Annotated in this window: 23 protein-coding genes and 1 pseudogene; 16 read left to right on the forward strand and 8 right to left on the reverse strand. The window is 66.7% G+C overall.

From position 1 onward, the window contains the following. Nucleotides 1-212: 212 nt before the first annotated feature. From DVK44_RS37915 to DVK44_RS17905, 4 genes and pseudogenes are all read left to right on the forward strand, one after another. A complete protein-coding gene (locus tag DVK44_RS37915; protein WP_114665239.1) occupies nt 213-734 on the forward strand; it encodes a transposase in 522 nt (173 codons plus the stop codon). Then, nucleotides 718-921, forward strand: coding sequence for a DDE-type integrase/transposase/recombinase (locus DVK44_RS36435; RefSeq protein ID WP_228447638.1), 204 nt, complete (start codon nt 718-720; stop codon nt 919-921). The genes DVK44_RS37915 and DVK44_RS36435 overlap by 17 nt, the downstream gene beginning before the upstream one ends. A gap of 31 nt (nt 922-952) precedes the next feature. Continuing rightward, entirely contained in the window at nt 953-1201 is a 249-nt protein-coding gene (locus DVK44_RS17900) for an IS3 family transposase (protein ID WP_162793919.1), read from the forward strand. Nucleotides 1202-1308: 107 nt separating this feature from the next. Then, nucleotides 1309-1692: pseudogene (locus DVK44_RS17905) on the forward strand (tyrosine-type recombinase/integrase); the annotation flags it as partial. A gap of 604 nt (nt 1693-2296) precedes the next feature. On the opposite strand, the gene DVK44_RS17910 reads toward DVK44_RS17905, so the two are convergent. The 5 genes from DVK44_RS17910 to DVK44_RS17930 all read right to left on the reverse strand — a co-directional run bounded on the left by DVK44_RS17910 (nt 2297) and on the right by DVK44_RS17930 (nt 6577). Continuing rightward, nucleotides 2297-3466, reverse strand: a complete 1170-nt coding sequence (locus tag DVK44_RS17910; RefSeq protein ID WP_114660555.1) for a helix-turn-helix domain-containing protein — start codon at nt 3464-3466, stop codon at nt 2297-2299. Further along, nucleotides 3453-4247 carry a hypothetical protein gene (locus tag DVK44_RS17915; protein ID WP_162793921.1) on the reverse strand — a complete coding sequence of 265 codons (795 nt, stop codon included), beginning with the start codon at nt 4245-4247 and terminating at the stop codon, nt 3453-3455. The genes DVK44_RS17910 and DVK44_RS17915 overlap by 14 nt, the downstream gene beginning before the upstream one ends. A 564-nt stretch (nt 4248-4811) precedes the next feature. Then, complete coding sequence (locus DVK44_RS37800; protein ID WP_331461607.1) at nt 4812-5138, reverse strand: hypothetical protein; 327 nt, start codon at nt 5136-5138, stop codon at nt 4812-4814. A 139-nt stretch (nt 5139-5277) separates the two neighbouring features. Further along, entirely contained in the window at nt 5278-5745 is a 468-nt protein-coding gene (locus tag DVK44_RS37805) for a hypothetical protein (protein WP_331461608.1), read from the reverse strand. Nucleotides 5746-6004: 259 nt separating this feature from the next. After that, nucleotides 6005-6577, reverse strand: a complete 573-nt coding sequence (locus DVK44_RS17930; RefSeq protein ID WP_114660557.1) for a MarR family transcriptional regulator — start codon at nt 6575-6577, stop codon at nt 6005-6007. Nucleotides 6578-7575: 998 nt separating this feature from the next. Here DVK44_RS17930 and DVK44_RS17935 point away from each other — a divergent pair. Together DVK44_RS17935 and DVK44_RS17940 are read left to right on the forward strand one after the other, a co-directional pair. Continuing rightward, nucleotides 7576-8565, forward strand: a complete 990-nt coding sequence (locus tag DVK44_RS17935) for an SMODS domain-containing nucleotidyltransferase (protein ID WP_114660558.1) — start codon at nt 7576-7578, stop codon at nt 8563-8565. After that, nucleotides 8562-10313, forward strand: coding sequence for a ThiF family adenylyltransferase (locus tag DVK44_RS17940; protein ID WP_114660559.1), 1752 nt, complete (start codon nt 8562-8564; stop codon nt 10311-10313). The genes DVK44_RS17935 and DVK44_RS17940 overlap by 4 nt, the downstream gene beginning before the upstream one ends. On the opposite strand, the gene DVK44_RS17945 is transcribed toward DVK44_RS17940, so the two are convergent. Then, nucleotides 10207-11436, reverse strand: a complete 1230-nt coding sequence (locus DVK44_RS17945) for an SAVED domain-containing protein (RefSeq protein WP_228447227.1) — start codon at nt 11434-11436, stop codon at nt 10207-10209. The genes DVK44_RS17940 and DVK44_RS17945 overlap by 107 nt on opposite strands. Before the next feature lie 407 nt (nt 11437-11843). On the opposite strand from DVK44_RS17945, the gene DVK44_RS17950 reads away from it, so the two are divergent. Continuing rightward, nucleotides 11844-13406 (forward strand): ATP-binding protein, encoded by a 1563-nt coding sequence (locus DVK44_RS17950; RefSeq protein WP_162793923.1) that lies wholly within the window; start codon nt 11844-11846, stop codon nt 13404-13406. Continuing rightward, nucleotides 13403-14659 (forward strand): ATP-binding protein, encoded by a 1257-nt coding sequence (locus DVK44_RS17955; RefSeq protein ID WP_114660562.1) that lies wholly within the window; start codon nt 13403-13405, stop codon nt 14657-14659. The genes DVK44_RS17950 and DVK44_RS17955 overlap by 4 nt, the downstream gene beginning before the upstream one ends. A gap of 51 nt (nt 14660-14710) precedes the next feature. On the opposite strand, the gene DVK44_RS17960 is transcribed toward DVK44_RS17955, so the two are convergent. Next, complete coding sequence (locus DVK44_RS17960; protein ID WP_114660563.1) at nt 14711-15604, reverse strand: phosphotransferase; 894 nt, start codon at nt 15602-15604, stop codon at nt 14711-14713. Further along, nucleotides 15601-17016 (reverse strand): helix-turn-helix transcriptional regulator, encoded by a 1416-nt coding sequence (locus DVK44_RS17965; RefSeq protein WP_228447228.1) that lies wholly within the window; start codon nt 17014-17016, stop codon nt 15601-15603. Before DVK44_RS17965 ends, DVK44_RS17960 begins: the two co-directional genes overlap by 4 nt. Nucleotides 17017-17144: 128 nt before the next feature. Between DVK44_RS17965 and DVK44_RS17970 the strand changes: the two genes are divergently transcribed. From DVK44_RS17970 to DVK44_RS18005, 8 genes are all read left to right on the forward strand, one after another. Continuing rightward, nucleotides 17145-17630: an ATP-binding protein gene (locus tag DVK44_RS17970; protein ID WP_162793925.1), complete on the forward strand. Its 486-nt coding sequence runs from the start codon at nt 17145-17147 to the stop codon at nt 17628-17630. Between the two features lie 206 nt (nt 17631-17836). Beyond that, nucleotides 17837-18496, forward strand: coding sequence for a hypothetical protein (locus tag DVK44_RS17975; RefSeq protein ID WP_114660566.1), 660 nt, complete (start codon nt 17837-17839; stop codon nt 18494-18496). Next, entirely contained in the window at nt 18493-19284 is a 792-nt protein-coding gene (locus DVK44_RS17980; protein WP_162793927.1) for an ROK family protein, read from the forward strand. Before DVK44_RS17975 ends, DVK44_RS17980 begins: the two co-directional genes overlap by 4 nt. Further along, nucleotides 19281-19973, forward strand: a complete 693-nt coding sequence (locus DVK44_RS17985) for an HAD family hydrolase (protein WP_114660568.1) — start codon at nt 19281-19283, stop codon at nt 19971-19973. The genes DVK44_RS17980 and DVK44_RS17985 overlap by 4 nt, the downstream gene beginning before the upstream one ends. Nucleotides 19974-20017: 44 nt before the next feature. Then, complete coding sequence (gene aroA / locus DVK44_RS17990) at nt 20018-21256, forward strand: 3-phosphoshikimate 1-carboxyvinyltransferase (RefSeq protein ID WP_114660569.1); 1239 nt, start codon at nt 20018-20020, stop codon at nt 21254-21256. Continuing rightward, complete coding sequence (locus tag DVK44_RS17995; protein WP_162793929.1) at nt 21253-22359, forward strand: Gfo/Idh/MocA family protein; 1107 nt, start codon at nt 21253-21255, stop codon at nt 22357-22359. The genes aroA and DVK44_RS17995 overlap by 4 nt, the downstream gene beginning before the upstream one ends. 31 nt (nt 22360-22390) lie before the next feature. Next, nucleotides 22391-23587 carry an aminotransferase class I/II-fold pyridoxal phosphate-dependent enzyme gene (locus DVK44_RS18000; RefSeq protein ID WP_162793931.1) on the forward strand — a complete coding sequence of 399 codons (1197 nt, stop codon included), beginning with the start codon at nt 22391-22393 and terminating at the stop codon, nt 23585-23587. Continuing rightward, nucleotides 23572-24222 (forward strand): hypothetical protein, encoded by a 651-nt coding sequence (locus DVK44_RS18005; protein ID WP_162793933.1) that lies wholly within the window; start codon nt 23572-23574, stop codon nt 24220-24222. Before DVK44_RS18000 ends, DVK44_RS18005 begins: the two co-directional genes overlap by 16 nt. Nucleotides 24223-24238: the final 16 nt, after the last annotated feature.

Here is a 24238-nt window from a genome sequence, read left to right on the forward strand (position 1 = left end):
GGGAACGGTCTTGTACGGCGTGGACATGGGGAAGCGCAGTGTGGAGCGGTCGCCGGAGGCGCCGTGCACGGTGACCGACGGCTGGCTCAACGATGCCTGGATCACGCGCAGTCCGGCACGGTCGGTGGAGGCGGAGAGCTGGCCGGACAGCTTGATACTGGGACGAATGGTCCCGGAGGAAGCAGTCACAGGTAGTGAGCAGTAAGAGCGGCATGAGTAAGCGGTACGCGGCCGAGTTCAAGTGGGACGTGGTCGCCTTGGTGTTGTCCTCAAAGAAGACGGTCACCGAGGTCGCGAGGGATCTGGGAGTGAGTCCGGAAGGGCTGCGCGGGTGGGTGAAGCAGGCGAAGGCCGACCGCGGTGAGGGACCCGCCGGGGCTTTGACCAGCGCGGACCGTGGGAAAAGCGACCGCCTTCTTCGCTCAGGACAGGATGAGGTAGACACCGTGGCGCGGTGTCGTTTCATCGATGCGGAGAAGGCGCCGGAGGGTAATTCTTCAGGTCACAGCGTTGCGTTTCTCTGCCGTGTGCGGGGAGTGCCCCGGTTCCGCCTCCCACGCGCGCAGGGCGTCGCGGCCCGCCCGGACGGTGCGGGAGCGGGCCGAGGAGGTGCTGGTGGGCGAGATCCGAGTGCTTCACGCCGGATCTCGCGGTGCCGCAGGGCCCCGCGGATCCACGCCGCCCTGCGACCGGGACTTCACCGCGCCCCGGCCCGGGATGCGGCTCGTCGGTGATATGACTGAACTCGGCACGCTGGAAGGGAAGTTGTATCTGGCGACCTGTATCGATCTCGCGACGCGGGAGGTGGCCGGCTGGGCGATGGCCGACCACCACCGCGCCGAGCTGCCGGTCGCCGCCTTGCGGATGGCGGCCGGGCGTGGCGGTCATGCACACGGATCGCGGCAGCGAGTACACGAGTGACGAATTCCGCAGCGGAATAAGCACGTTGCGCATGAGGCAGTCGATGGGGCGCGTCGGCTCTTGTTACGACAATGCCGCCGCGGAAAGCTGGTTCGCCCTCCTGAAAGCGGAGACCGGTACGACCGTGTGGGAGACCCACCAGGCCGCCCGGGCCGACATTTTCCGCTACGTCGAGGTCGAGTACAACCGCAGCCGGCTCTGTCGGCACCCCGACTACGGGTACGTCACCCCGTTCGAAACGAGATCCTTGCTCAGGCAGAGCCTCGCCCCGGCAGCGTAAACACCCGCTGTCCAGTTCGCGGGGGGAACTTCACATGCCTTGACGATGCTGGCGAGCTTGCGCTGGGTCTGTGCCCGGCGGGTCTCATTGCCTAGTTCCCGGCGCCGCCCGAGCTGCGCCGCCACCTTCAGTGGTTCGCCGAGAAGGAACCGGACGGACTGCTCATCGTCGGAGAACGCGGAGCCGCCTTGCGCCGGTCATCCTTCGGGCGCAAGTGGCGCAAGGCGCGGACCGCGGCGGGCCTGCCGGACAGCTTCCGCTTCTACGATCTCCGCCACACCGGCAACACCCTGGCGGCGGACTCGGGCGCGAAGCTCAAGGACCTCATGGTCCGGGCGGGCCAGTCCAGCCCCAAGGCACAGCTGATCTACCAGCACTCCAAGAAGAAGCACCAGCGCAAGCTCGCGAAGAGCATCGAAGCCGAAGTCCGGCAGCAGCGCGGCGAAGCAGCCGAGCAGGCCCAGGCGGAGACGCGGAAGCACTCCGGCTGAGGTCGTGGCGGCCACGTCCGTCGCGTTGTGGCGGAGGCGGCACCGTTCAGCAACAGCGGTTCTGTCTCCGCTCCACGCTCCCGGCGGGGTTTGCGGGCAGCCGCATCGCTTTCGCAATGCCGCAACACCCCACACCCGTGTGACCCAGTTCACAGGAAACGCGTCTCGCCATTCGAGGAGTTCGGCGCAGAAAGGCTGGTGGAGGGCTGGCCGGACAAGAAATGGTCTAGGCAGCAACGAAGCCCCGGGCCGCTGGCCTGGGGCTCTTCTTTGGAGCGGGTGACGAGAATCGAACTCGCGCTCTGAGCTTGGGAATCACCCGGTACTCGGGTAGGCGTGTAGGTCCTGACCTGCGAATACGCCCGCTGACGGTGCCGTTCAGGCTGCGTCGGCGCAACCCTTGTTGACCGCTGTTTACCGCTCCTACTGGCACGTTATGGCACGCCCCCTCCGCGGTCGGGAGAGACGGGATCGCCTCGCGACTGCTGCTGAACGAATCAGCAGCAGTCGCGAGGTGAGTTCCGTCGGTGACGGGTGGCATGCTCGCGGCCATGAGTCTGAACATTTCGTTACGGCGGGCGCGGTGGGGTCGGCGTAGAGACCGCTACTGGACCAGGCGGAGCACCGGCCTCTGTTCCTGGACACCCAGCAAGTCCCGCACCCTCGCGCTTGTCCAGGCCAGTTCATGTGCCAGTTGAGGAACCGAGAGGCTCGCTTCCTTGGCAGCCAGCTCGAAGGCTTGCCCAAGCAGCGAAGGCCGCTCGCCGGGGAAGTTCGAGACTGATTCGGCGGTGAAGCCCGGCTGGCCGTCGAGGGCGCGTAGGCGTTGATACGTCCTGCTGGCGGTGGCGTCGGAGATCAGCCCCAGCTCGCGGCATCGGTAGACGAGCGAGTGGAGGGAGACTCCCCAGATTCCCCTGAGCTCGGCCAGGCGTGCAAGATCCATTCGCCGTGGCAGGAACGGCAGGATGCTGTCCTGGGGGGTCAGGAACTCGGCGGCGAAGGCATCAGCCTGCTTCTCCTGACGGCTGTCACCGGTGGCATCGCCGTGGAGCACAAGGTGGCCCAGCTCATGGGCAGCCGTGAACCGGTGTCGGTAGATGTCATCGGCCCGGTTGGCGGTCAGAACGACGAGCGGCCGCGCGGCCCGGGTGGAAAAGGCGTCCACGCTCGCGGCGGAAGGATCATTGGCAGGTGGCATGACCACCACGATCCCGTGAGATTCCATCCGCCTCACCAGGTGCGTGACAGGGCCGTCGCCGAGGCCCCAGCGCCTGCGCAGTTCGCGGGCGGCGGACGCGGGGTCGGTAGACAACTCCTCGCCGGGGTGAACCTCCCCGCCGGCGAAACCGGGCAGATCGACGATAGGCAACTGGATCCGCTGTTCCAGCGCGTACGTGAGCTCCCAGACCTGCTCGGCGAAGGCGAGCGCACGCTCTCGCTGGGACTTCGGGGTGCTGCGCAGGCTTCGGAAATGCGCCATGGAAGCGTCGAGTCGATTGGCCGGCCTTCCCAGCAGGAAGAACGTCACCGGAACTCCGAGGATCTCCGCGAGCCGGGGGATCAAGTCAGGTCGTGGCTTCGACACTCCTGTCTCGTACTGACCCACGGCGGCAGGCGTCACCCCGAGCTGGGCGGCCACGTCCTTCTTCGTCATCTCCGCCAGCCGACGGGCTTGTGTCAGCCGGGTGGGATCGAAGGCGTCGGAAACGGCACGTGGCGTGGCGCCTCGTTCTTCCGTACCGGGAATGAGGTCTTGCTTAATGGGTCGCATCGCCTTCGCTGGTCTGGTCCTTGACGGGTTCTGCCTCAGTCTGCGCGGGTACGTGCAGGGCCTGGTCCGAGGCCGTACGAGAGGACAGCGTAAGGGTGGGTTCGGTTCCGTCGGCGAAGCTGGTGTGTGCGGTGACCTGGTTCGGAATGCTGATCGGCCGCAGGGTGTACGAGGTGACCGCCTGAGGCAGGTGGAGCGGCTCTGGATCGGTGGCCCATTCCAGCTGCCGGTTCATCCCGAGCGCCGCGATGCCCCAGTACGCCTCAAGAAGCTCCGAGGCGTTGCAGGCGAAGGGCACCAGGATCAGCTGGGTGCCCTGCGGGACGGTCGCCAGAGCACCGCGCGGTTCGGCGGTCGGGACGGCCGGTCCGAAGTCGAGGTCGAACGGGTCCTGGGTGTGCTTCGGCGCCGGTGCGAAGGTGAAGAGCTCCTGTACCAGCTGGGACTCACTGGGGATGCGCGCGGTGCGTACGTCCGACTTGGTCTTGGAGTACCGGAACGGGTAGAGCAGCCCGTTGCCGATGAGCATCAGCTCGTAAGAGAACCCGAACGGCTTGACCGCGCGGGCGCCGGGCAAATCCTTGAGTTCGTCCTGCAGCCGCTCGTACTGGTTCTCATATCGGCTGGTGCCGTACGTGCGGGTGGTACGGGATGCGGCTTGTTCCTGTGCGGCCTGTGCGTTGGCCTGCATGTTGCGAAGGCCCTGCCCGACGCCGAGGCGTACAGCTGCTGCTTGCTTGCCGAACACGTCGGTCGCCCACTGTGAGGAAGGCATACTCATGCGGACGACTCCTAGGGTCGGACTACGCATCGAAGCATTTCAGTGCAGTCTCGACTTTAGTTGATGTCGAAGAATTTGCAAAACTGCTTTGGTGCTCGGCGTGCTCTTGCCCACGGGCCGAGTCCAGGAGCCTTCTCTCCGACTGCTGTGGCATGCCAACGAGGCCGATCTCGGAGTGTGTTGGCCCGGCAGGGCGTCATGGAGGATTTCCCGGGCGTAGGGGGCGTCGAGCACAGCGCGTGCGGCGGCTGCTGGGTGGGGTGAGCTGATCGGACTGGGCGCGGGGCGTATGCCGCTTCCCCTTGGGAGGATTGCATTGGCCGGTCCGAGAGTTGGCTTGGATGCCGCATCGGTACTTCGCTGACGGATGCGGCGGTGCCCAGCTCTCTTCGGGTGGAAGCCTCAGCGAGTACGGCAACTGGTCCCCGTAGAGGCTGCGACGCTGCTGCGGATGACGCGGTCGCTGACGTGTATTGCGGTTGTCATCTCGTCGTGAGGATGGGCGGGGACCGCGCCCACGCCGAGCGCGCAGGCATGGAGGAGAGCACGGCAGTTCCGCGCTTCTCAATCGGTCGCGAGGGCGGTGAGCGAGGGGTGCACGAGGATCTCCCGGGCCGCGTACCCGTCGGTCGTTTTCATTGTCCGGCGGTGCAGGTCCGCGACCACCAGTCGCGCCGCCGGGTCTTCGGGGGAGGCGATTGCGTCCAGTGCTGTGAGGCCGAGCCGGGTGTTGAAGACGGTCATGCCCGGCTCGGCCGCGCGGTCGAGGCAGTTGGACACCAGGTCCCGCAGATGGCGATGGAACGGCTGGCCGGCGGCCCGGCGGGTCAGTACAGTCAGGCAGTTGGTAACGGCGTCCTCCCACGGCTGGCCCGGTTCTGTGCAGGACAAGAGGTCCTCAGCGGCGGGTGCGTCACCGGCGGTGAGGGCCGCGAGGACGGCGACCTGGCGGTCGTCGACGTGGACGAGCGCCTCGGCCCAGCGCCCAGCGGTGGTTAGGGCGCGTGTGCCGTCGGCGGGGAGGACGCTCTCACAGCCAGGTGCGGACGTCGTGGCGGTCGGCGGCGGTGGCTACGAGGTCCGCGGGTATGGCGATGCCCTCGACCTGGATGGAGTTCGCCGTGGTGGCGGCGTTGAACAGGATCAGGAGGCGGTGGCGGGCGTCATCGGCCTGCCTGGCTCGGAGCTGGAGGCGGCCGACGTTGACGACGGGTTCGAGGGCGCGGATCGCGGCCGTCGCGTTCAAGGGGGCGGCGTGCAGGTAGGCGGTGGTGTGCTGGTGGCACATCGTGCGGGCGATGGCCAGGGTGCCGACGTCTGAGGCGAGCAGGGCGGCCTGGTTGTAGACCGTGGAGGCGATGCTCGGGTTGTTCTGATTGATGGCGGTGTTGGCGAGTTCGGACAGTGCCTGTACACGCTGGGGAAGGGGGAGGTAGGTCGGGCGGGGGCGAGCGACGAGGGGGAAGCGCCGGGCTAGGGAGTCAGGGAGTTTCCACACGGTCTGCGGTGCTCCTCTCGGTGGTGGTGGGGTTGGGGCCGAAGATGACGGTCGTAGCGGCGGCCGTGAGCGTGGCCTGTGTGGCGTAGGGCAGGCCGATGCGGTTCCAGGCGAAGATCACGTGGTGGGCCTGGACGTCACGTAGGCCGCGGTGGAGTTGCCCAGAGTCCGAGAGGCACGGACTGCCGTGCCAATGCCTTCCGGCAACTCGTCCCTCAAGCTGTTCGTCGCACTGCTGAACGTCCGGGGCCCTCCGGCTCTACTCGTCCCGAGAGGCCCCAGGCAAGGTGTACACAAACTCCTTGCCGCCGCCATCGGGGCCGGTAGTACGTTCACGCTTGAGAGCCCCTGCTTCGACCAGACGCTTCAGCCGGTTGTTCGCGTTGGATGGCGAGACGCCCATGGCTTCGGCGAGAGAGGTCGCCCGAAAGCTACGGAGCTGACGTGCATGCTCGTATGTGTCTGCCAGCAGTGTCACGTCTCCGAGAAGGAGACCCTTGTCGCCGTCTACCGCGATCTGCTTGCGCCGCTCCAGGCAGACAGCAACTGCATCACGTGTCTCTTCATCCAACCCGACCAGGTGGACACCTGCGACGCCGCTATCACCCGCGGCCAACGAGAGGTAGAACTTCCCGAGGAATTCGTCGGTAAAGCTGTTCGTCATCGCCGTGACGCCCGTGAAGTCAATGATCAACAGGGAGGCCGAGCCGCATGCGCGGACGTGGGTCTCCAGCGCAGTACGCGTGCTGGCGCCGTCATCACGAGTGAAGAGAAACGTGCCGCGGTCACGGACAGTGAACCTGGACGACAGCTTATCCTTGGTCGGTTTCATTGAACAAATTTAAGCACGCGCGCCTATGGCGCGAGGGCTACTCGCAACCACGCCCAAGTGCCCTCTACCCAGTCGGGGGAAGACTCCCTCCGGGATCCGCGAATGGTGGCCGGTCGCAGGCGAGTACGGACAAGTCCATCACCGCTGCGCAGCACGAGACGTGCGGGGTTGGAGGCTCCCGCCTGGGCCAGCGCATCAGTTAGTCCATGACCTCGCAGTTCGTCGGTTCCGCTTACGCCCGGTTCTAGCGCCCGACGCAGTGCGTCAACGCTCGTCATGACCCCTTCGTGTATCGGGTTCCTCCGCAGGTGACCTAGTACGCCGACACCGGTGTCACAGATGGCCACCTCCAGCCCCCGTTCGCCGGTCGTCCTGCCGGTATAGGTCTGAGCGGCGATGAACGCCGCCGATGAGTCGGCGCCATGGCTGACCGCGTTGTCGATGAGTTCACCAACGCTTCGGGAGACTCGCCTGCCGGCAGCCTCGCCCAGAGCGGCTTCGGCAAGTCGTCCAATCCGCTTCCCTACGTTCCCGACCGTGTCAACGGTCAGGGGGCTGGTCTCAAGCAACACGGACCTGCGGTCGTTGCGGATGTCGAAGGGCAGATGACCAACGATCCGTGTCTCAGGTGGTAGGCACCCGATGAGATTCATGCGCTGGACATAGGACGCCACGCCGGCGCTGGCCGGAAGTCTCAGTTCAATTCCCAGCCCGGCCGTACTCCCCTTACGGGCAAGTGCAGCAACCGCAGCAAGGTCGAGAGGGCTGGCGAAACACAGTCGTCTGGCGTCGACGACAAGATCTGGGCCAGCGTCAGCGAAAGCACGCAGCTTCCTCCGAAGCAAGGGGCGGCGACCGACCAGTTCGAGCATCACAGCACGTCACGATGCCAGTCCAACCGCTGTGAGCGCGAGGAGATCACCCGATCGTGTGAACGTGGCCCCTGAAGGGGCATCAGACTGATACGCTTTCAATGACGTCAATGAAAGCGAGGGAAAATGCAGCACACCACGTACTTCGACGCCTTCCTCAAGGGCCGGGTCAATCTCAGCGATGCCAAGCTGAACCTGCTTGACGTGCGAGTCGATACGATCTTCGGGGTTCTCAAGGCTGACGCGGAGATCGGCCACCTGGTCAGGGGCAAGAAGCCCCAAGGCTCGTGGGCCCAGCGCACCATCATCAACCCGGTTGGTGACAAGGAGTTCGACGCCGACTTCATGCTCGACATGAAGGAGAACGCCGACTGGGCGCACAGTCCTAAGCTCTACATCGAAAGCGTCTATGCGGCACTCCACCGGCACAGCACCTACAAGGGCATGCCCCACACTCGCAAATGTCGGTGCGTCCAGCTCAGCTACGCGAACTCGATGCACGTTGACATCGTTCCCTACGTCCGGCTCGCCAGCGGTCGCGAGGTCATCGTGAACCGGGACGAGGACCGGTGGGAGGACACTAATCCGGCAGGCTTCACGGCTTGGATGCAGGCGAAGGACGCGATCGCGGACGGCAATCTCCGTAAGGTCATCAGGCTGATGAAGTACCTGCGCGACCACAAGGGATCCTTCACCGGCACCAGGTCGATCATCCTCACCACCCTGCTCGGCGAGCGGGTCTCCGAGTTCTCCAAGCCCGCCAACCCCGGCTACTACGGCAACGTCCCCACCGCCTTGCTCCACATCGTCAGCGACCTCGACGACTGGCTCCAGCAGCGCCCCTTCAAGCCCTCTATCCCTGACCCTTCGGGCTCGGGGGTGACCTTCGATCACCGGTGGGACCAAACCACTTACGCGTACTTCCGCGCGCGGATCCACGTCCACGCGGCACAGATCCAGAGTGCCTACAGGGAGACCGATCCGGCGAAAAGCGTTCGTCTGTGGCAAGAGGTCTTCGGCGACCGCTTCCAGGCACCGGTCACTTCAGGCGGTTCCAAGTTCTTCGTACCGGTACCTGCCATCACGACGGTTACCAGGACCGGACGCGCGGGATGACCAAACGCAAGCCGCTCCCCACGAGACTGACACCGTGGCAGACCCAGGTCCTGAACGACCTGCGGTCTCTGGCTGCCAAGCAGCCACACGATCTGCGCGTCACCGATCAATCTGCAGCGACCAAAGGCGGTCTCGTCGGCTTTGGGATCCGGCTTTGCACCGCTGGATTGGCCGCAGAAGAAGCGGGGATGCCGCTGGAAGACGAGGAAGATTTCCTCGTGGTCGTATCGGACGACTCGCTACAGGCTCCTATGGTGGAGGTAGGTCACGACCGTTTCGCCGGCCATCCGCATGTGCTGCAAGGCCGACGGCTGTGCCTGTACCTGGATCCCTCCCGTGAATGGGATCCGGCGGGCGGCATCACCGCCGTTCTCAACAGGCTCTGGGACTGGCTTACGGACGCCTCATCTGGTCGTTTCAATGCATCCACAGCGATGTATCACGCCGTAGGCGGGGTTCTTCACCGCACTCCGGGCACACCGACCATCGTGGTCCGCGAGTCTGGCTCCGATCGGAGCCTCCAGTCTGGATGGTTGAAGCCCAGGACATCAGACCGACTAGACCTGACCTATCAGTGCGAGGGTGAGGACGGGATGCGGGTTCCGGTCCTCACCTCCACGACTCATCTGCCATACGGGGCAGGGACCACCCTCGCGGAGTTGGTCGCCCTCCTCAACGCACCGTCCTTCGGTCAGAACACGGCCCGGCTTTCGCACCTTTCCGAGCGATCCGCAGCTTTTCTGACCGCGCTCGCGGCCGGCGCTGCCAAGAGTCCACAGGACAGCCCGCAGTACTTCGTCGTGGCTGTGCCCCATCCAGTGGGAGGACCTCATCATCTGCTGGGAGGTCGCCTAGCCCCGCCCACCGCCAACGTCTTTCGGCAGCGGGTGAGGCAGCATGGTGCGGCCGCCGTCCCTCTCAGCCTCAGGGCGGTCGACCTAGAGGCTCCCATTGAATGGTGCACGATGTCCGACGAACGCCAGGCAGTAACGACCCGACGGGATACCGGCCGGCCCGTCAGTTCATTCCGCGGCAAAAACGTGCACGTGTGGGGATGTGGCGGCATTGGATCTTGGGCAGCCGAATTTGCTGCCCGCGCCGGAGTTGCTCAGATCACCCTGTGCGACCCGGGAACCGTCACCGGCGGCTTGCTCGTCCGCCAGAACTACACCGAGAACGATATCGGCCGCGCCAAGGCTGACGCACTGGCTCGCCGCCTCAGCGATATCAGCGATCGTCTTATCGTGAAAGTCATACCGTGGCTCTCGCTCGAAGCAGCCACGCGGGCTGTGAATACAGCAGATGTCGTCATCGATGCCACAGTGAGTCTTTCCGTCAGTCGCCTTCTTGACGGGCTCGCCAGCCACTCCGACCGTAGTGCAGTCCTTGCCCAGATCGCGACCGATGTACGGACCGGGAGCCTTGGCATCCTGGCCGTGTCAGCCCTCGGTGACAGTGCCGGCCCGGCCGCCATCGACCGTCAGGCCGGGCCGGCAGTCCTGGGCGATCCGCAGTTGGAGCTCTACCACTCGTTGTGGCAGGAGCCTTTAGAGGGGGACGAAATGGTACCCACGCGCGGCTGTTCGGTGCCCACTTTCCACGGCTCGGCCGCCGACGTGGCCTCGGTGGCCGCCAACCTGGTCATTCTTCTGGGCACCCATCTGAGCACGCAGCTCTCCGGTACACACCTCTGCGCGCTGCCGCACGCGCATGGGGGGCCCGCACACCGCTTCCTTGAGCACTCGTGAATCCTGGCCCGTCGGAAGCTTCAGTCTCCCCTTTGTCGGTGCTGAGCCCGATATCCAAGGTGCGCCAGTATCTGCCATCCAATCGTTCGTAGATCGCCAGCTCGGGATGCACTTGATGGTGATGGAGACGCCCGAGCGCTATGGCGGCGGACAATGGGAGAGCCGGGAACATGTGGAGCCGACGGATAGTTGTGGGGGCTGACTCCAAATCGGCCAGGAAAGTGCGGACACAGGCGACAAAATTCTCCAAAGAGCTTCGGTGCCCGAGGACATCGGGAGCGCTAGGTATTGCTGCGGGCCTGATTTCGTAACGGCGCAGGCCCGCCAACTCAACAGGTACCTCAGCCGGGTTGACAGTGCCCGAGATGCTCAACACAACAACTTCATCAGGCCCGTGCGGGGCCGCATGGTCGAGACGGCTCACGAAATCAACGACTGGAGCCGAGTCCTGCCAGCACCAGGATTCGTCGTGGCGATGGCGCTGATAGATCTCGGTAGGCACCGTGTCATCAAGGCGCGAGCCGAGGTGAATCAGCAATGGCAGCCGGGCGAAGCCGAAGACGCTGAGGTGCCTGACATTGTCGCTGGCGATCCCCCGTTTCAACTGGTGTTCGATCACATCATCGATCACTGCAGTGGCGAGCCGATAGTAAGAACGGCTCCGGTCCCCAGCACTCCACGTCACGTCCGGCCGCCTGGCGGACTCGCCAGGTAGGGGCCGCAAGTCAATCTCAATACCGTGCCGGGAGTACGACTCCAGGAACAGCGGGTACCGCTTCGCGGCGACTACGACGGTTGCCGCCGTCTGCCTCGACAGCTCGACCTCGTGGCCGTGGACCTGGCCAACCATCCGAAGCACGGTGGTTGTGCGGTCTGCGCTCAGCCCAGTGACGTATCGGATTCGGTCCTCGTGTGAGCGTTTGAGTTCTCTGAGAACACCCACGGTGAAAACATCCAAAGTTTCGACTGCATCGAACTCTTTGTGCTCGTCCGCACAGACCAACATCAAGTTGTCTGCCGATTCACGGTCATCCAGCTCGCTTGCACCCCGCGGTGAGAGAGGACTGTTGTGCCTGCCGACGATGTGAGCAAGTTCGCCCAACCGCAAGGTCCTGGCGGTCATACCCCCGTCCAGGAGATATCGGTTGCAGATCGCGCACCGCCCACCAGCGCGGACCCACACCTCCTGTCGCACGAGGTTGGAGATGGAGCCTCCGCGCTGCGAGCGTTCTGTCCTGCTCATGGCTTCCTACCGTGTCACAACTGGTTACGGACGCACGACGCTACGCCTGGGATGTCGGCCTCGGAAACTACTAGGTTCGATCGTCCACAGAAGTTTGGCAGCTTGTTGACGGGTCCTCATGAACGAGCTGGGCAAATGTGCGGGGATCCGGCCTCCGAACTATTCCCGCGTCGGCCTCGGGGTGGGGGCTTCCCCATCTCGCCAGCTCTGTTGCTCTCGAGGAAACTGCGGCAGACTCCAGTCGCACTCACTAGCATGTGGGCAAGACTCCCCGCTGAGAGGCGTACGTGGCCAACACCCGTAACCAGCAAGTCCTGGCAGCGCATAAGGCGAAGTTCGAGCAGCGAGTCCCCGGCGGACGGGAGTTCAACAAGATCCTACGGGATATGGGCGCAGAGGCATATCGGTTCAAAGAGGATCAATTGGACCGGGCGCGCTGGTGGATCTATATCACCCTGCCCGCCAACGTCGGAGAGACCTTCGACCTACGCCTCGATGTCCTTTGTCTTTCTGTTGCGTATGAGAGGGTGGAGCCACGAATTCTCACCCTGGTCGCGGAACGACTGCACGACCGCGACGCCCGGGTCGACCCGGACTTCGCCATCCTGCTGACCTCAGATCCGGGCGCGGCTGACCTTGTTAAACGACGCCGTGGCCAGCTCGCTATCCTGACAATTAACTCGGACGAGCTGATCAACGGGTCTGGGACAGGGCTTCGCGATCGAATTGCGGAGATCATGGTCACTCACGACCACTACGATCTAACGCGTCCCATCACCGAACCCGCTGCGTTCTACGGCCGGCAGGCCGAGGTGGCAGAGCTCGATTTCGCCTTGGATCGGGGGCAGTCTGTCGGCATCTTCGGACTGCGCAAGGCGGGCAAGACCTCGTTGCTCAACTTCGTTTCCCGACAGCGTGAACGCATTGGCAAGCCGGTGATCTGGTTGGACATCAGCGTGTTGCAGACAGCCGAGGCGTTCCATCTTGCCTTGCTGGAGAAGTGCCACGAGATCGTCCGGAAGCTCGGGGGAAAGCCACCTCGGTTGATGACGCTCACCCGGGACGGCAACCCCAATCCGGCAGTTCAGACCAGCGGCTACTGGATTCGCGACCTAAATGTCCTGTTGGATGCACTGCCAGACCGCTTGGAACTATTCATTGACGAGATTGACCAGGCGTGGCCTAGCCGCTCCAATCTCGGAGTGGAACAGGCGGCCGCGGTGATGAGGTGTCTCATCCAGTTGCGTGGTGTGGTCCAGAGCCGAGAGGCCGAGGGTAATCACGGTATCGGTATTGTCTGCGCTGGGGTGGATCCCGCCATCTTTGAGAGGCCGCTGCACGAAGGGCGCGACAACCTGCTGTACAAGTTCGCGAGGCTGGCCTTCCTTTCCCCGATGAAGCGTAGCGAGATGGGGGAGATGGTCCGTAGTCTCGGCAAGCGTATGGCGCTGCGCTACTCGGACCATCGCACGATCGACTTCCTCTTCGAAGAGTTCGGCGGCCACCCACTCCTCACGCGGAAGGCGTGCTCCGTTGCGGCCCGCAAGCGCCCCCGGAACGAGATCCCCTGGCATGTCCCACTTTTCGCGCTGGAAGAGGCATCAGAGATGCGGGGGCCCAACACGCCCCAGTCGGAGGTGGCGGACGTGTTGGCTTCCTTCACCGAATGGTTCGGAGACGAAGCCGCCATGCTTCCGCTGTTGTGGTCCGACGAGCCGCAGGAGAGCGCAGAGGCTAAGGAATGGGCTCGGAACGAGCCCGACATGGCCGCGCACCTGATGTCGTACGGCATTACTGACGAAAACTGGGCTCCGCGGATTCACGCCATGCGGGCACTGGTGGTGAAATGAAACTCTTGCCCTCGCAGCGGCAATGGGTCCAGGCCGTATGCGAGTACTTGATTGACGGGGAAATCGTCATTGTCCGGGGGATACCGGGCTCGGGCAAGACCACTCTACTCAACGCGGTGGCGCGGGAGCTGGGGGATACCAGCGTGTCCACCTGGGGGCGCAGTTACACCGAGCAGGACCAGGACACGCGCGGCGCGGACTTCCAGAAAGGGGTCCGCGAGGCGCTCGACAGACACGGTACGGCGCATCTCCTCTTCGATGACTACCCACATGCTCTTAGGCGGTCACACGGACTGCGGTTGCAGCGGCAGCTGCTGCATCTGCTGGTCGACGGCGAGGGTGCGGTCGACATTGGCGCCTTGCTGACGGGGCGCTGGGCGCGAAGCATGCACCTGGTCAGCAGTGGTTCTCCTCTGGTGGCGCGGGCTCGGGTGATGCCTTTGCCCCGCACGGCCGAGACCGACTTCAAGGCCGTCGGTTACACCCAGTCGGTGGATGCCGTCGTGGCCGTAGGAGGCAATACCGCGCTGCTGGGGATGGTGACCTCGGTCTTGGGCAGGCCCGCCCTCCACCAGGTCTGTGAGGCAGCTGAGCTGCGTGCCCCTGACTGGGTCAAAGACGTACCGTGGGATGCAGTCCAATGGATCAAGGAGGTGGTGCGCGACGGGCCTGCCACGTTACCTCCAGACGACTTCGCGGCCGAAGCCCTGGCTCCTTTGGTCTTCTCGGCGAGCGACGGGCGGTATGACGTGGTGAGCGCGTTGCGTTCCAGCGCGGCTCTCGCCGAGCTGGACGGCCGGGCTCCGACATGGCCCGATCGCTGGGTGGAGTCGGTCGCCACCTTCTGCGGGCTCCTTTCCGGTGCACCGGCGGTCCTGTGGGTGGATCGCTACTTGGCCGTCGACCCACCAACGCTGCTGCGGTTCATGCAGGATGTTCGTGCGACCTGCGGCACCCAGATCCGGATGCTGATCGCTAAGGACAAGGCCCAGAGAGTCGACGCCTCCGTTGCGGCTGCCTTGACTGCGCTGGACTGCGAGATCAAGACAATGCATCCAGGGGATCGCAAGCAACTCCACGACCGACACCTCATCTTCCTGGGAGGTGGTCAAGGCGGTGTGGTGATGCCAACGGGTGGGGTCGTGCTGTGTAAGGATCCCCCCGGATCGGCTATGGCCGTTCAGGCCCGGCTGCTTGACCAGAACCTGATACGCGGCGCCTGGGACAGGGGCTGTCTGCTTGGCACGCTCTGAACTCCGATTCGCGACCACCGTATTTGCGGTCTGTTTGGGACGATTGACGGGTTACGCGATGCCCCGCCAGCGCCAAGGCCCTTGCCCTGCGCGGCCTCGGAGGCAGTCCACCCGGTGTTGGGCTTCCTGGCGCCATTCGGGGTGGGTCGCCGCGTGTTGGGCGGCGTAGGTCGTCATGCGGAGTTCTCTGGTACGGCGCATGGTGTTGTAGCCGGGCCATTGGAGTACGTCGGTGCCGTACGTCGTGCAGAACTCGTCGTATTCGGTGGGGGTGATGGTGCCTGTGGTGGTGAGTTTGATCGCGGTGGAGACGAGGTCCCATTCGGGTGGGCCTTGGGAGCAGCGTTCCAGGTCCAGGAGGATCGCATCGGCGCCGTTGAGGGGGCGGGCGATGTTGCCGGTCCAGGCGTCGCCGTGGACTACGCATTCGGGGAGGCCGGGTGGTAGTTCGGTCCAGGCTGCTCGGAGTTCGGTCAGGAGGCTGTGCAGCCAGGTGCGGTCGGGGGCCGAGAGGGTGGTGGCGGCGTCGATGCGGTCGCTGATGCGGATGAAGGGGTCTAGGTGGCCGATGGGGAAGTTGGGGAGGGGGAGGGCGTGGAGTTGTTTGAGGAGGGTGGCCACGTCTAGGACTGTGCCGGTTCCGTGAGGTGGTAGTTCCTCCCAGAAGGTGACGGGGCGGTCGTCGGCGAGGACGGGGGAGTGCAGCCCGGGGTAGGGGCGTACCGCGGGTATGCCGGTGGTGGTGAGCCAGCGGGCCAGGCGTAGTTCGCGTGCGGAGTGGTCTTGTTGGCCGGGTTTGGCGATTCTGGCGACCAGGCCGCCGGGTAGGCGCCAGATGGCGTTCTCGGCGAGGCGTATGGGTTCTGCGCCGGTGGCGTCCAGGCCGGCGGTGGCGCAGGCGGCCAGGAGTGCGGCGTACGTCTCGTGGCGGGAGCGGCCGGTCATGCGGGGACCGTGGCGGTGACGCGTTCGCGCAGGGTGGTGGCGTTGTGGTTTCTGGGGTGTTTGGCGGCGAGGCGGCCGAGTTCGCGTACGTCGTCGGCGGCGCGTCGGGAGTGGAGGTTGCCGACTTCGGAGAGGGCGCGGTGGCCGATGGCGGCGGCTTGGTCGGGGTCGCCGGTGGCCATGGTGAGGGAGGCGAGCTTGGTGCGGCTGATGGCGCGGGAGCGGGCGTAGAGGTCGTCGTGGCCTTTGACGGCGGTGGTGAGGCGGCGGGTGGCGTGGCGGGGGTCGTGGCCCAGGAGGGCGAGGTCGAAGAGGGCGTGGCCGGTGTCGCCGTGGTGCTGGGCCTCGTCGTAGTACGTCATCCAGGGCGGGTCCTCGTCGGGGCGGGCCTGGGCGAAGGCGTCGTCGGCGGCGCCGACCGCGGCGAGGGTCTGCTGGGCCTGGCCCATTTTGGCGAAGGCGCGGGCGCGCGCGGAGTGGAGCATGGCGCGTTCGGTGGCGGTAAGGCGGTCGGAGCGGGCGAGGCCCAGTTCGGCGTAAGTGAGGCCCTGGTCGGGCTCGCCGATCCAGACGGCCTGGCGGGCGAGGAAGGAATACGACTTGGCGCGCAGATGCCATTCGTTGGCTTCCTCGGCGCAGACGGCTGCGAAGCGGAAGGTCTGGCGGGCGTCCGCGTGGGCGTAGGCGTCGAAGTGGCTCGCGGCGACAACGATGCCGAGGCGCGCGACCGCGGCGAAGAGCACGGGGCGTAGCTCCGTCGGGCACTTCACATGGAGTAGGTCCTCGGCCCACAGCATGGCGGTGGTCGCGGTCTGCTTGACGATGCCGTCGCCGCCGTACTGGTTGTCCAGGCGTGAGATGAACGCCGCGGCCTCGATCAGTTCGCGGATGTCGTGCGGCCGGATCTCCGTGGGGAGCCGTGCCGGCTGGGTTGGCTGGAGCAGGCGGGCGGCGCCGGGCACCGCGAGCGCGGCCAGTCCTGGTACGGCGAGGAAGCTACGGCGGTCCACAGATTCGATGCCCCCATGCGTGAGCGATGCGTCTGCTGCAAGCATGCGTCCGCGCCGGGAGAGATTCCGAACGGGGGAGGGTTGTTGGGCGGAAAAGTTGTCATCAGCGGCCTTTTTGTTGTCATCGCCGAAGGCGTGACCCCACCCCCTTTCGAAAACTCCGCCCGTTCCCAACGCCTTGTCCAGGGCGAGTGCCGTCTCGATACGGCAGTTGTAGTCGCCGACCTCGATACGGCGGATGACCTCGCGGCTGACGTGCGCTTTCGCGGCCAGTTCCTTGATTGACCAGCCGACGACCTTCGTCCGCCAATAGCGCAGCTCGACGCCGAACCAGGCCCTGGGTGACGTGCTCCCATCGAGTTCCTTCGGCGGCTGCGGCATGCCCTCTCCTGCCCTTCTCATGACAACTCTCCTGAAGTTGCCATTGGTTACTGCACGGACGCGCTTCGTGAGGCGCACATTGAAGTTGAACCATTCGTACCCAGTACACAGCGCTCCGTGAACTATCCGCTGCAGAAATGGAATTCCCGATGCCTGAACTTCTCGCCCAGACGGCGGTGCAGGACGCGTTGGGCCAGTCACCCTCCGGTCGCTCGCGCACCCTCGGCGCCCAGTGGGAGGCCACGCTGACCGTCACGGAGCGCGGCATCGCATACATACGGCATGCCGTCCGCGCCCACCTCCGGCGCTGGGACCGGGAGGACGCCGAGGCGGTCACGCTGCTCGGCGTGTCCGAGCTGCTGACGAACGTGCTGCGGCACGCCGGCACTCCGGAGGCGCGGATCGCCGTACGGGCCGAATCGGCCGCCGTGTACGTCGTCGTCAGCGATCTCGACCGGCGGTTTCCGGTGGTCGGCGCCGCCGATCTCCTCAGCGAGGACGGACGCGGGCTCGCGATGCTGGAGGCCCTGGCGGACGGGTTCGGGGTGACGGCTACCCCTTCGGGCAAGGACGTGTGGTTCCGCGTCGCCCGTAGCGGAGCGCGGCGGCCAGGTGGTCGGGGAGGCGGCACATGACGTGTCCGGAGAGCCGGGAGTGGACCGGTCTGACGGCCCTTGTCCACCGCCCCTGGGAGAGCACGCACCTCGTGGGCCCGGGAATGCTCCGCGCCTCTCTGGACCGACACCGGCCCGCGCTGCCCACGATCGACGTCCCGTCCCCCGGTCGCCTTGCCTGCCGGCTGCCCGTGAGCACTTACGTACCTTGATGAGGAACAGCCAATATGGAGCAGTCGCGCACCACCCCTGACCAGCGGAGACTTCACTTTCCGGAATCCAGCACCGTGCCGTTCGTCGCCTCTTGGAGCGGTGAGAAGGCCGCCGCCCCGGGCGTGATCGCCACCCGGCGTGGCGTCGCCTACGCGGACGAGACACTGCACGATCGCGACACCGCCGGCGTTCTGTGGACCCGGTACGGCGTCGCCCAGGGGCGCGGCGAACCGCTGTACGGCAGCATCCATCCGCTGCGGCAGCGACGCGCGATGCGGCGCGGCCTTTGCCAGGTGTGCGCCGGTCCGCCGGACCGGGACGAGCTGGGCGTGCTGTGGTTGCTGGACGACGGCCGCGACGAACGTTCCGACTGGCCCGAAGGCGAGGTCACCACCCATCCGCCGGTCTGCCTCCCGTGCGCGAAGCGAGCGGTACGGGCCTGTCCTCGCCTGCGTATCGACCATGTCGCCGTACGCGTAAGGCACTTCATCCCCGACGGCGTGTACGGAACCCTGTTCCGGCCGCGCGGTGGGCGCCTGGAAGCGGGCGAGGACGTCGTCACGTACTACGGCGACCCTGCGATCGGGTGGGTGATCGCCGGACAGCAGACGGCGACCCTGATCGGTTGCACGGTCGTGAACCTCACTGATTCAGGGGGGGGTTGGAATTCGTGACAGCGCACGGAGCTGGCAAGCCCACCTGGGCGGTCGACATCGGCGGTACCAAGACCCTGCTCGGCCGTCTCGGCGGTGGCGTACTGACGGTGGTGGCGGTGATCCGTACGCCGGATGATCCCGCTGTCCTCGCTGCCTGGTTGAGGCGCCAGGTGCCCGGACGAGTCGCTCGGCTCGGCGTTGCCTTCCCCGGCGGGCTGGACGAGGACGGTCGCGTGACCGCGTGGCCGAACCGCCCGGAGTGGGTGGGGTACGGGCTGCGCGACGCGCTCGGCCGGATCGCGCGCGCCGTCGTCCTCCGCGATGACGGCGAGAGCGCCGCCGCCGCTGAGGCCATGTACGGGATCGCGCAAGGGCGCCCGGACGCGCTCGTGGCTGTCCTTGGGACCGGGCTTGGTGGCGCGCTGGTGCTCGACGGGAAAGTCCGCCGATCTGCGCCGGCTGATCCACGCACCTTGGGGCATCTCGCTGCACTACCCGAGGGCTCGTGCGGCTGCGGTGGTACGGGCTGCGCTCAGCTCGCGCTCCGTACACTCCCGCCCGACGACCGGCTCGGAGACGGGCTGGAGGGCTGGCCGGACGGCCTGAGGCTGGTCGCTTTTCTCGGGGATCTGGTCCGGTTCCTGTCCGTACCGACGGTTGTCCTGACCGGTGGCCTGCTGGCTCGGCCGGTACTGCGCGCGCAGATGCGCGTACGGATGGCCGCGTGCGGTGTCGAAGTCCTCGTCCCCGCCCGACCGGGGCTGTCGAGCCTCCTTGGTGCCGCAGCACTGGAGATGGCGGGATGAGCGGCGCGAGCGACCTTGTGAGAGCAGTGCTGTTCGACCTGGATGGCACCCTGGCCGAGACCGCGCACATCACGGCGGCGGCGCTGACGTGGGCATGTGATCAGACGGGCGTGGCCGGTGGTCCGCCGACGGCGGAGTTCCACGCGCTGTCCGGTCTGCCTCTGGAGGAGATCGTCGGTCGGCTGGGGCTGCCCGAGGCGGTGGCCGAGCTGTACCGGAAGGCGGCCGGCGCCAGGGTCGCCGAGGCCCGGCTCTTCCCCGGCGCGCTCACCCTGCTCAGCGTCTTGCGCGCCCGGGGTGTACGGGTCGGTGTGATCACCGGCAAAGACCGTCCCCGGACCCTCGCCACGCTCGACCACCTGAAGATCGCCGATCTGGTGGAGGCCCTCGTTACCCCGGCCGATCCACCGGCTCCGAAGCCTTCGCCCGAGGGTGTGTGGTGGTTGTGCCGGCACTTCGGGGTTCCAACGGAGTCTGCGCTACTGGTCGGTGACTCCGAGGCCGACATGGCGGCGGGGCGTGCCGCCGGCATCCGTACCGTCGCCTGCGGCTGGGGAGTCGGCCGCTCCGAGGCGTTGGCCCGGCACCGCCCCTGGCGCGCGCTCACTCGTTTCGGTGAGCTGACGGTCCTGCTGGACGGCCTCACCACGCCCCCGACCAGGCTGGACGGAGGCGCACCGCGCACCTGATGGCCCAGCCCTGCCCCTTACCGACTGACCAGGAGATCACCCTCATGGTTGCCACAGCTGTACCCGTCCCCGGTTCGAAGTCGATCACGAACCGCGCCCTCTTCCTGGCCGCCGCCGCGCAAGGCCGGACCGTCCTGCGCCGACCGCTGGTGGCCGACGACACCGAAGCATGTGCCGAGGCCCTGAACCGGCTCGGATACGCAGTCAGTACGGCCGACCCGGACCGGTGGGAGATCGTCGGCCGCCCGGTCGGACCCGCGCCGAAGGCCGAGGTGCACACCCGGGACGGCGCGACCGGCGCCCGGTTCCTGCCGGGCCTCGCCGCCGCCGGGTACGGGGTGTACCGCTTCGACGCCTCGGAGCAGATGCGCCGCCGCCCCATCGCCCCGCTGCTGGACGCCCTGCGCCAACTCGGCGCGCGGATCGACGGCGACCGGATCCCGTACACCCTGTACGCGGACGGCCTGACCGGCGGCGAACTCACCCTGGACGCAGGGGTGTCGAGCCAGTACCTGACCGCGCTGCTGCTGGCGGGACCGCTGACCCGGGAAGGGCTGACCATCAAGGTCACCCGGCTGGTGTCCGCCCCGTACATCGAGATCACACTGCGCCTGATGCGCACCTTCGGTGCCACCGTCGAGCGCGCAGGCGACATCTTCCGCGTCGAGCCGGGCGGCTACATCAGCCCGGGTACGCTCGACATCGAACCGGATGCCTCGACCGCCAGCTACTTCCTGGCAGCGGCGGCGCTCACTGGTCGTACGGTCACCGTCCCCGGCCTGGGCGCCGACTCACCCCAGGGTGATCTCGGGTTCGCGACCGTCCTGGCCGACATGGGCGCTGACGTCTCCATCCAGGCGGATGCGGTCACCGTCACCGGGCCGGAACGGCTCGCCGGCATCACCGTCGACATGCACCACATGTCCGACACCATGCCCACGCTGGCCGCGATCGCGCCGTATGCCACCGGTCCCGTACGGATCGAGAACATCCACAACACCCGCGTCAAGGAGTGTGACCGTCTGGAGGCGTGCGCGGTCAATCTGCGGACGCTCGGGGTACCGGTGACTACGGGCGACGACTGGATCGAGATCAGCCCCGCGCAGCCCATCGGCGGCCGGGTGGAGACGATGCGCGATCATCGCATCGCGATGGCGTTCTCCGTTCTCGGACTGCGCGCGCCCGGCGTCGAGTTGGACGACCCGGAGTGCGTGATCAAGACCTGCCCCGACTTTCACGGGTTGCTGTCCGGGCTCGTCGAGAGCTGGGAGCGCGCGCAGTGAGCCGGGGGTGGCGTGTGCTGGTCGTCGGCTGCGGCTGGATATCCAGACATGTCCACCTCCCCTACCTGGCCGGACTCCGCGCCACGGGCGGACTGCGCTCCCTGTACGTGGCCGACGCCGACCCGGACCGAGCGACGCGGGCCGCTCGGGACTTCAGCGCCGAGGTGCACACCGGGCCGCTGGAGCGCGCTAGAGCCGATCTTGTCCTGGTGGCCACACCGCCGGCCGACCATGCCACCCTCACCCTCCGGGCGCTGGCCACCGGCGCGCGGGTGATTGTTGAGAAGCCGCTTGCGCTCACCACCGGCGACGCGGCGGCGGTCCTGGCCGCAGCGCGCCGTCATGGGGGCTGGGTCTACCCCCTCTATACGATGCGCCACCGCCCGGAGGCTGCGCTCATCCGCCGCAGCGTGCTTGCTCAACGCATCGGTCCAGTAAGGGAGATGCGCGCCTCGTGGCTACGCCGAGACGGGGTGCCCGCCACACAGGGAGGCACGGAGGCTGGCGTGTTGTGGGACCTCGGCTCCCATCTGGTGGATCTCGCGCTGTGGCTGCCGGACTGGTACGGAAACACCGGTAAAGCACGTGCCGAACACCAACATCCGGCGGCGGCCACCGGCGAAGTCCCTCATGCCGGCTGGCAGCACCGGGAGCGAGCGAACCAGGCAATTGCGGCGCCGAAGTGGCACGGCGTACGGGCCGAGGCCACCCTCGACCCGGAGCGCCGCCTGCACTTAGAGGCGTCCTGGGCCGCCCCGGGAATCCGGCGGGATCAGTCCCGTATCGACATTGTCGGCGAGCAGGCGACGCTGACATGGCACACGGTGTTTGGCTGGAGCCCCGACCGGCGCACCGTACCCGCCCCCACTCTGTGGATCACTGACGCCGACGGCCGCGAACAGGTACTTCTCCACCACCAGCCACGCGACCCGTATGCCGAGTACACCGCCCAGCTGGACACCGCCTTCACCGCTCTCACCGCTCCCACCAGCGACGATGCCGTGGGCCCGCTGGAGGCGGCGTACGCGAGTACCGCCCTCCTGCACGCGATGCAGACCAGCCTCGACACGGCCGCGCCGGTCCCTTTCGACATTCGCAACTGACCACCCCGACTCCCCGAAGGAGCACCGAACCATGCCCCTTGCCCTCCTCGACGGCCCGCCGACCCGCACCCGCCCCTTCGCGCCCTGGCCGTCCGTGAACACCGCCACCCGCAAGGCCCTCGTCGCCGCGCACGACTCCGGCACGTGGTGGCAGAACGGCAACAGCGCCGCCGAGGAACTGGAGGCGTGGTTGGAAGCCGAGTTCGAACGCCGGGCCATCGCCGTCTCCAGCGGCACCGCTGCCCTCGGACTCGCCCTCGCCGCTCTTGGCATTGGACGCGGCGATGAAGTCCTCGTGCCTGCTTGTACGTTCGTCTCCTCGGCTGCCGCCGTCAGTGCACGCGGCGCGGTGCCGATCCCGGTCGACATCACCTCGGACACCCTCACACTGGATGCAGGGATCGCCGAGACGGCGGTCACCAGCCGCACCCGCGCGATCGTCCCCGTCCACCTGGCCGGACACCCCGCCGACCTGACAGCCATCACAGCTCTCGCGCGCCGTCACCACCTCGCGATCATCGAGGACGCGGCGCAGACCGTCGCCGCCTCTTGGGCCGGCACCCGCGTCGGTACCGCCACCGATGCCACCATCCTGTCCTTCCAGGCCGCCAAGCTCTTACCCGGTGGCGACGGCGGAGCCCTGTTGTTACGTGACGAACAGACCGCCCGCCGAGCCGAACGACTAGCCAACTGCGGTCGCCCGCGCGGCAGTAGCGCCTACGACCACGAACTCCTCGGGAGCAACGCCCGCATCAGCGTCTTCGCCGCCGCGCTGGTCCTCGCCCACACCCGGACGTACGAGCACATGTGGCGCGCCCGCGAGGGCCAGTGGCACGCACTGGCCGAAGCGCTGGTGGGACAGGGGCACGGCGGGCTGCTCGCCGAGCCGCACCCGGAGGCTACCCGTCACGACCACTACGCCGTCCTCGTACGACTCCCGGCTTCCCTGACCGAGCGCGGGGTACGCGCTTCCACCTTGGCGGCGGCACTGGCGGCGGAGGGGATCCCGTCCAGAACGCTATTCCCGCCGTGGCAGGCCACCCCCGCCTACCGCGACGATCCGCAGGTCAACGCCGTGCCGACCCCGCGAGCGGTCGAGGTCGCCGCTACGACCGTAGCTCTGCCGCATCAGCTTCTGCTGGACCCGTACTTCCCCACGCAGACGGCCGCCGCCCTCACCAAGATCATTGCGGCCGGGGATGACCTGATTGCGTGGCAGCAGGTCTGATGCTGCCTTCGACTATCGATCCTGAACGAGTGGTCCTCGAAGTTCCGCACCTCGGCCATGCCCGGCCGCCGTGGCGGTGGTTCGAGATCGACCTCGACCACATCACCGACCACGACCTCATACGTACGCCGCCCACGACCCATCCGGTTCGGGCGAGCGCCATGACCCGGCACCACGAGCCCGAGGCCATCGCCCGCCACCTGGCGCGCCCACGCAGCTCGGCCGTCACTCATGTGCAGTTCGAGGTAAGGAACTTGGGCGAGGCGCGCCGTACCACCGAACTCATCCGTGCTGCGGGCTTGATACCGCTCCCCGCAATCCACTGCTCTGAGCCACCGCGCGACACAGACGACTTACGGCGCCCGATCGCGCTCCTCGCTGATCTTGGAGCGCCGCTGATCAAGCTGGCCTACCCGGCCCTGGACCCGCCCCACATTGCCGCCGGAATCGCCATCCTCACCGAGCCCAGAGCATTCGCAGCCGAGTTGGCGCTGATTCCCATGGGCAAGCCCGAAGGCCGCGCCGCCGCCTACGGGGCCGGTTCCCGGCTGATCTGGGCCCCGCCCCAGCCCGACGGCGAACGCTGGACCGCCGACCAGCTTTTCCCACGCCTCGTCCCTTCCCCTTTCCTCTGATCCGAAGGAAGGTCGT

This window comes from Streptomyces paludis (assembly GCF_003344965.1).
Lineage (GTDB): Bacteria > Actinomycetota > Actinomycetes > Streptomycetales > Streptomycetaceae > Streptomyces > Streptomyces paludis.